Below are 5,965 nucleotides of genomic sequence, written 5' to 3' on the forward strand. Positions count from 1 at the left end.
CACGGATGGTCCGTGCCGGGCCGCTGCCGTACCCGCCGACCGGCGGGGTGCACCGGGTGCGGAATCCCCCCGGTCGGCGGTTGTCCCGGGCGGGGCGAACCGGAAAAAATGGACCCGCCCAGGGCACAACCCTGCACGGAACGAGGGAGGGCGCGGATCGCGCCCTCCCTTTCCGTCCCCCCGGGGTACCGGTGACCCCGCGGGCCTCAGACCTCGCGCACGCCGTTGCGCCACACCGCCGCCGTCAGCGGCACACCCGGGCGGTAGGCCAGGTGCACGTGCGAGGGGGCGTCCAGCAGCAGCAGGTCCGCGCGGGCGCCCACGGTGACAGTGCCGACGTCCGTCCGGCGCAGCGCCCGGGCGCCGGTGGCGGTGGCCGCGAACACCGCCTCGTCCGGGGTCATCCCCATTTCGCGCACCGCGACCGCGATGCAGAAGGCCATCGAGCTGGTGAAGCTCGACCCCGGGTTGCAGTCGGTGGAGAGCGCCACCGCGGCGCCCGCGTCCAGCAGCCTGCGGGCGTTCGGGTACTCGGCGCGGGTGGAGAACTCGGCACCGGGCAGCAGCGTCGCCACGGTCCGGGAGCCGGCCAGGGCCGCCACGTCCTCGTCGGTCAGGTGGGTGCAGTGGTCGGCGGACGCCGCCCCCAGCTCCACGGCGAGCTGCACGCCCGGGCCGTACGACAGCTGGTTGGCGTGCACCCGCGGCACCAGGCCGCGGGCCGCGCCCGCGGTGAGGACGGCGCGTGCCTGGTCGCCGTCGAAGGCGCCGCGCTCGCAGAAGACGTCCACCCACTTGGCGTGCGGGGCGCAGGCGTCCAGCATCTCGCCGGTCACCAGCTCCACGTAGCCGGCCGGGTCGTCCGCGAACTCGGGCGCCACCACGTGCGCGCCGAGGTAGGTGGTCTCCGGGGTGTGCCGGGCGGCGATCCGCAGCGCCCGCGCCTCGTCCTCGACGGTCAGGCCGTAACCGGACTTGCACTCCACCGTGGTGGTGCCCTGGCGCAGCGCCTCGCGCAGGAAGCGGGCGAGGTTGGCGTCCAGCTCCGCGTCGGAGGCGGCCCGGGTGGCGGCCACGGTCGTCCGGATGCCGCCGGCCGAGTAGGACTGGCCGGACATCCGGGCGTTGAACTCGGCGGTGCGGTCGCCGGCGAAGACCAGGTGGGAGTGCGAGTCAACGAAGCCGGGGAGCAGGGCGCGGCCGGCCGCGTCGAAGCGGTCGTCCGCGGCGGGGGCGGCGGCCGCCGGTCCGACCCAGGCGATGCGGTCGCCGTCCACCACGACGGCCGCGTCCTCGACCAGCCCCAGCGGGCCCGCGCCGAGCCCGGGGTCGTTGGTGACCAGACTGCCGATGCCGGTGATGAGGGTGCTCAACGTTGTCCTTTCACGGTGGGGAACGCCGATGGGGGCGCGTGGGGGCACCTCCCGGCCGCCGGGCCGGGGGAGAACCGCGCGGTCCGGATGCGGCTCACGGACGAACCGAGGTCACCCTGTTCCGTCTCGATGCCCGCTCCCGGACTGCGCAGTTCCCGCGCCCCCGGGGTCGCTGCCCCTCGGGCCGAGTGCCTACGTCCCGAGGGAGGTGATGGCGTTGCGGAGGGCGGTGGGGACGTCCTGGACGAGCTGGTGGACGCCGTCCTTGACGATGTGGCGGCCGCCGACGACCACGTGGCGGACGTCCGCCGCGGTGGCCGCGAACACCGCGGTCTCCGCCCCGAGCTGCGGCCCGGGCCCCGCGGTGCGGACGCTGTCCAGGGCGACGGCGGTGAAGTCGGCGAGTGCGCCGGCCTCGATCCGGCCGGCCTCGGGCCAGCCGAGGGAGGCGTGGCCGTCCTCGGTGCCGGCGCGGAGCAGGGCGTGTGCCGTCCAGTGTCCGCGGGTGCGGGTGCGGAGCCGTTCGTTCAGCTCCAGGGCCCGCGCCTCCTCGAAGGGGTCGATGATCGCGTGGCTGTCGCTGCCGAGGCTGACCGGGCAGCCGGAGTTCGCCAGGCGGCGGGCCGGGCCGATGCCGTCCGCGAGGTCCCGTTCGGTGGTGGGGCACATGCAGATGGTGGTGCCGGAGTCGCCGAGCAGCCGGATGTCCTCGTCGGTGAGGTGGGTGGCGTGCACCGCGGAGGTCCGGGGGCCGAGCACGCCGTGGTCGGCGAGCAGCCGGGTGGGGGTGACGCCGTGGGCGGTGAGGCAGGCGTCGTTCTCCGCGGTCTGCTCGGAGAGGTGGACGTGCAGCGGGGCCTTCCGCATGGCGGCCCAGTGGGCGACGGTGGCCAGCTGGTCGGCGGGCACCGCGCGGACGGAGTGGACGGCGGCGCCGATCCTCGCGTGCTCGGTGGGCTTGAGGGCGTCCGCGCGGGCGGCCCAGGCGTCGGCGTCGCCGTCACTGAAGCGCAGCTGCGGCTTGGTGACCTCTTCGCCGAAGCCGGAGGAGAGGTAGCAGGTGTCGAGCAGGGTGATCCGGATGCCGGCCCGGTTCGCCGCCTCGACGAGGGCGAGGCCCATCGCGTTGGGGTCCTCGTAGCGGCTGCCGCCGGGGGCGTGGTGCAGGTAGTGGAACTCGCCGACGGCGGTGATGCCGGCGAGGGCCATCTCGGCGTAGACGGCGGTGGCGAGGTCGAGGTAGCTGTCGGGGTCGAGGGCGCCGGCGAAGCGGTACATGGTGTCCCGCCAGGTCCAGAAGGTGCCGGAGCCGACCTGGACGTTGCCGCGCAGCGCCCGGTGGAAGGCGTGCGAGTGCGCGTTGGCCTGACCGGGGAGCAGCAGGCCGCCGAGCCGGACGGCACCGGGCGGGCAGGGCCCGCTGTCGGGGGTGACGTGGCCGATCCGCCCGCCGGGCCCGACGGTGATCAGCACGTCCTTCTCGACGACGGTGCCGCTGACGTGCGGCAGCCAGGCGTGCTCCGCCCAGTACGTCAGCCCTGACATGCGAGGTCCTCCAGTACGTCGGCGAGCGCGGCCACACCCGCGAGGCAGTCGTCCTCCTCGGCGTGCTCCGCCGGGGAGTGCGAGACTCCGCTCGGGTTACGTACGAACAGCATGGCGGTCGGAATGGCCGATGCCAGGATTCCGGCGTCGTGTCCCGCGCCGGTGGGCAGCACCGGGACGGGGCGTCCGTCGGCGCGGCCGATGACGCGGGCGAGCCGGTCGCGCAGCGGGCCGTCGAAGTCGACGACGGGCGTGTACGACTCGCGGGTCAGCTCGACCCGGACGCCGTCGCGCTCGCCGCGCTCGTACGCGGCCCGCCGGATCTCCTCCACGACCTCGTCGAGGGTGGCCTCGTCGGCGGCGCGGGAGTCGAGCCAGCCGCGGACGAGGGAGGCGATGGCGTTGGTGCCGTTGGGCTCGACGGCGACCTTGCCGAAGGTGGCGAGGGCGCCGGCCAGCTTCGCCTTCTTCCGGGCGGCGAGCACGGTGTTGGCGTAGGTGAGCATCGGGTCGCGGCGGTCCTCGATGCGGGTGGTGCCGGCGTGGTTGGCCTCGCCGTGGAAGTCGAACCGCCAGCGGCCGTGCGGCCAGATCGCGCTGGCGACGCCGACGCTCTGCCCCTCGGCGAGGTAGCGGCCCTGCTCGACGTGGAGTTCGACGAACGCGCCGATGCGGGCGAGCCGTTCGCGGTCGGCGCCGATGGCGTCGGGGTCGTACCCGGCCTTCTCCATGGCGTCGGGCAGCCGGATGCCGTCGGCGTCGCGCAGGCCGTGCGCCTGCTCCTTGGAGAGGACGCCGGCGGTGAGCCGGGAGCCGATGCAGGCGACGCCGAACCGGGCACCCTCCTCGTCCCCGAAGTTGACGATCGCCAGCGGCTTGGTGAACCGGGCGCCGCGGGAGCGGAGTTCGTCCAGGGCGGCGAAGGCGGAGACCACGCCGAGCGGGCCGTCGAAGGCGCCGCCGTCCGGTACGGAGTCCAGGTGCGAGCCGGTGACCACGGCGCCCTCGCCGTGCGGATCGCCCAGCCAGGCCCACTGGTTGCCGTTGTGGTCGAGTTCGTGGTGCAGGCCGCGGTCGCGGGCCTGCTGCTCGAACCAGGCCCGGCATTCGGCGTCGGCGGAGTTCCAGGCGAAGCGGCGGTAGCCGCCGGACGAGGCGGAGCGGCCCACGGGGAGCAGCTCCGCCCACATCCGCTGGAAGGTGTCGGTCACAGCTCGCCCATGGGGACGCGCACGCCCCGCTCGCCGGCGACCTCGACGGCGCGGTCGTAGCCGGCGTCGACGTGCCGGATGACGCCCATGCCCGGGTCGTTGGTGAGCACCCGGCGGATCTTCTCGCCGGCGAGGGCGGTGCCGTCGGCGACGGTGACCTGGCCGGCGTGGATCGAGCGGCCGATGCCGACGCCGCCGCCGTGGTGGATGGAGACCCAGGAGGCGCCGGAGGCGACGTTGACCATGGCGTTGAGCAGCGGCCAGTCGGCGATGGCGTCGGAGCCGTCGAGCATGGACTCGGTCTCGCGGTAGGGGGAGGCGACGGAGCCGCAGTCGAGGTGGTCGCGGCCGATGACGATCGGCGCGGACAGCTCGCCGGAGGCGACCATGTCGTTGAAGCGCTCGCCAGCCTTGTCGCGCTCGCCGTAGCCGAGCCAGCAGATGCGCGCCGGGAGGCCCTGGAAGTGGACCTTCTCCTGGGCCATCTTGATCCAGCGGTGCAGCGACTCGTTCTCCGGGAAGAGGTCGAGGACGGCCTTGTCGGTCTTGGCGATGTCCTGCGGGTCGCCGGAGAGCGCGGCCCAGCGGAACGGGCCCTTGCCCTCGCAGAACAGCGGGCGGATGTACGCCGGGACGAAGCCGGGGAAGGCGAACGCCCGGTCGTAGCCGGCGAGCTGGGCCTCGCCGCGGATCGAGTTGCCGTAGTCGAAGACCTCGGCGCCGCGGTCCTGGAAGCCGACCATGGCCTCGACGTGCTTGGCCATCGACTCGCGCGAGCGCTCGGTGAACTCGGCGGGCTTCTCGGCGGCGTAGGTGGCCATGTCGTCGAAGGCGACGCCGATCGGCAGGTAGCTCAGCGGGTCGTGGGCGCTGGTCTGGTCGGTGACGATGTCGATCGGGGCGTCCATCGCGAGCAGCTGCGGGACGAGCTCGGCGGCGTTGCCGAGCAGGCCGATGGAGAGCGGCTGCTTCTTGTCCCGGGCGGCGGTGGCGAGTTCGAGGGCGTGGGCGAGGCTCGATGCCTCCACGTCCAGGTAGCGGTGCTCGATCCGACGGGCGATCCGGGAGGGGTCGCAGTCGATGCAGATCGCGACGCCGCCGTTCATGGTGACGGCGAGCGGCTGGGCGCCGCCCATGCCGCCGAGGCCGGCGGTGAGGGTGATGGTGCCTTCGAGGGTGCCGTTGAACTTCTTGTCGGCGACGGCCGCGAAGGTCTCGTAGGTGCCCTGGAGGATGCCCTGGGTGCCGATGTAGATCCAGGAGCCGGCGGTCATCTGGCCGTACATGGTGAGGCCGAGCGACTCCAGGCGCCGGAACTCCTCCCAGTTCGCCCAGTCGCCGACCAGGTTGGAGTTGGCGATCAGGACGCGCGGCGCCCACTCGTGGGTCTGCATGACGCCGACCGGCCGGCCGGACTGCACCAGCATGGTCTCGTCCTGCTTGAGGTTCTGCAGGGTGCGGACCATGGCGTCGTACGAGCGCCAGTCGCGGGCCGCCTTGCCGGTGCCGCCGTAGACGACGAGCTTCGACGGGTGCTCGGCGACCTCCGGGTCGAGGTTGTTCATGAGCATCCGCAGGGCGGCTTCCTGCTGCCAGCCCTGTGCGGTCAGCTGCGTCCCCCGTGCCGCGCGCACCTCGCGCGGGCCGCTCACCTGGTCCACCATGCCTCCGGCCTCCTTGCGGATGAATTCATTCAGGCTTACCGAGACTGAATATATCCAGTCATTCACTCGGAAGCCAGACCTCAGCACCAATCGGACCAGGATCCGTGCCGCCCCGCGCGGCGGCGCGCCCCCCGGAACACGACGGCGGGCGGCGGGACCGTCCGGTCCCGCC

At 73.6% G+C, this 5,965-nt stretch carries 4 protein-coding genes; all 4 read right to left on the reverse strand.

Translation table 11 applies throughout. From position 1 onward, the window contains the following. Positions 1–206: 206 nt before the first annotated feature. The 4 genes from hutI to hutU all read right to left on the reverse strand — a co-directional run bounded on the left by hutI (position 207) and on the right by hutU (position 5,781). Positions 207–1,421 (reverse strand): imidazolonepropionase, encoded by a 1,215-nt coding sequence (hutI, locus tag ABZ641_RS23535; RefSeq protein ID WP_359984616.1) that lies wholly within the window; start codon positions 1,419–1,421, stop codon positions 207–209. Between the two features lie 144 nt (positions 1,422–1,565). Next, complete coding sequence (locus ABZ641_RS23540; RefSeq protein WP_344622088.1) at positions 1,566–2,918, reverse strand: formimidoylglutamate deiminase; 1,353 nt, start codon at positions 2,916–2,918, stop codon at positions 1,566–1,568. After that, the gene (locus tag ABZ641_RS23545) at positions 2,906–4,108 is read right to left on the reverse strand and encodes an allantoate amidohydrolase (protein WP_359984619.1); all 1,203 of its coding nucleotides are present in this window, start codon (positions 4,106–4,108) and stop codon (positions 2,906–2,908) included. Before ABZ641_RS23545 ends, ABZ641_RS23540 begins: the two co-directional genes overlap by 13 nt. Positions 4,109–4,125: 17 nt before the next feature. After that, positions 4,126–5,781, reverse strand: coding sequence for a urocanate hydratase (hutU, locus tag ABZ641_RS23550; protein ID WP_344622189.1), 1,656 nt, complete (start codon positions 5,779–5,781; stop codon positions 4,126–4,128). Positions 5,782–5,965 lie beyond the last annotated feature (184 nt).

Origin of the sequence: Kitasatospora sp. NPDC007106, assembly GCF_040634455.1 — a bacterium.
GTDB lineage: Bacteria > Actinomycetota > Actinomycetes > Streptomycetales > Streptomycetaceae > Kitasatospora > Kitasatospora arboriphila.

Bases quoted from the DNA above. Each gene is read 5' to 3' on its own strand.
- ABZ641_RS23540 (WP_344622088.1), bottom strand. From the start codon at position 2,918: ATGTCAGGGCTGACGTACTGGGCGGAGCACGCCTGGCTGCCGCACGTC.
- ABZ641_RS23545 (WP_359984619.1), bottom strand. From the start codon at position 4,108: ATGTGGGCGGAGCTGCTCCCCGTGGGCCGCTCCGCCTCGTCCGGCGGC.